Origin of the sequence: Aeromonas sp. QDB68 (assembly GCF_027707405.1) — a bacterium.
Classification (GTDB): Bacteria; Pseudomonadota; Gammaproteobacteria; order Enterobacterales; family Aeromonadaceae; genus Aeromonas; species Aeromonas caviae.
Genome location: NZ_JAPCIQ010000209.1, coordinates 1 through 1,379, shown reverse-complemented (window position 1 = coordinate 1,379; position 1,379 = coordinate 1). Strand labels below are relative to the sequence as shown.

Below are 1,379 nucleotides of genomic sequence, written 5' to 3'. Positions count from 1 at the left end.
CCTGACTCTTATACACAAATAGCGGTCTGAACGGAACTTTTCCCGTTTTCCAGGATCTGATCTTCCATGTGACTCCCAACATGGTAACGATCATGCTAACTTCTGCTCTTCATCATGCGGCCGACTGGGCTAAATCTGTGTTCTCTTCGGCGGCGCTCGGTGATCCTCGCCGTACTGCCCGCTTGGTTAACGTTGCCGCTCAATTGGCAAAATATTCTGGTAAATCAATAACCATCTCATCAGAGGGTAGTGAAGCCATGCAGGAAGGCGCTTACCGATTTATCCGTAATCCCAACGTCTCTGCCGAGGCGATCAGAAAGGCTGGCGCCATGCAAACGGTCAAGTTGGCGCGGGAGTTTCCCGAGCTGCTGGCCATTGAGGACACCACCTCTTTGAGTTATCGCCACCAGGTAGCCGAAGAGCTTGGCAAGCTGGGGACGGTAAAGGATAAATCCCGTGGATGGTGGGTTCACTCCGTGCTCTTGCTCGAGGCCACCACATTCCGCACCGTAGGATTACTGCATCAAGAGTGGTGGATGCGTCCGGATGACCCTGCCGATGCGGATGAAAAGGAGAGTGGCAAATGGCTGGCAGCGGCAGCAACCAGCCGGTTACGCATGGGCAGCATGATGAGCAACGTGATTGCGGTCTGTGACCGCGAAGCCGATATTCATGCTTATCTGCAGGACAAACTGGCGCATAACGAGCGCTTCGTGGTGCGCTCCAAGCACCCACGCAAGGACGTAGAGTCTGGGCTGTATCTGTATGACCATCTGAAAAACCAACCAGAGCTGGGGGGCTATCAGATCAGTATTCCGCAAAAGGGTGTGGTGGATAAACGCGGCAAACGCAAGAATCGGCCAGCCCGCAAGGCGAGCCTGAGCCTGCGCAGTGGCCGCATCACGCTAAAACAGGGGAATATCACGCTCAACGCGGTGCTGGCCGAGGAGATTAACCCGCCCAAGGGTGAGACACCGTTGAAATGGTTATTGTTGACCAGCGAACCGGTCGAGTCGCTAGCCCAAGCCTTGCGCGTCATCGACATATACACCCATCGCTGGCGGATTGAGGATTTCCATAAGGCATGGAAAACCGGAGCAGGAGCTGAAAGGCAACGCATGGAAGAGCCGGATAATCTGGAGCGCATGGTGTCGATCCTCTCATTTGTTGCCGTCAGGCTGTTACAGCTCAGAGAAAGCTTCACCCTGCCGCAAGCACTCAGGGCGCAAGGGCTACTAAAGGAAGCGGAGTTCGTAGAAAGCCAGTCCGCAGAAACGGTGCTGACCTCGGATGAATGTCAGTTACTGGGCTATCTGGACAAGGGAAAACGCAAGCGCAAAGAGAAAGCAGGTAGCTTGCAGTGGGCTTACATGGCGATA

The 1,379-nt window shown here is 54.6% G+C and carries 1 protein-coding gene; it reads left to right on the top strand.

The window, feature by feature from the left end; genetic code table 11:
- Nucleotides 1-92: 92 nt before the first annotated feature.
- Nucleotides 93-1,379: IS4 family transposase (locus PG892_RS22250; RefSeq protein ID WP_270825901.1), on the top strand; the 1,287-nt coding region annotated here is incomplete at its 3' end.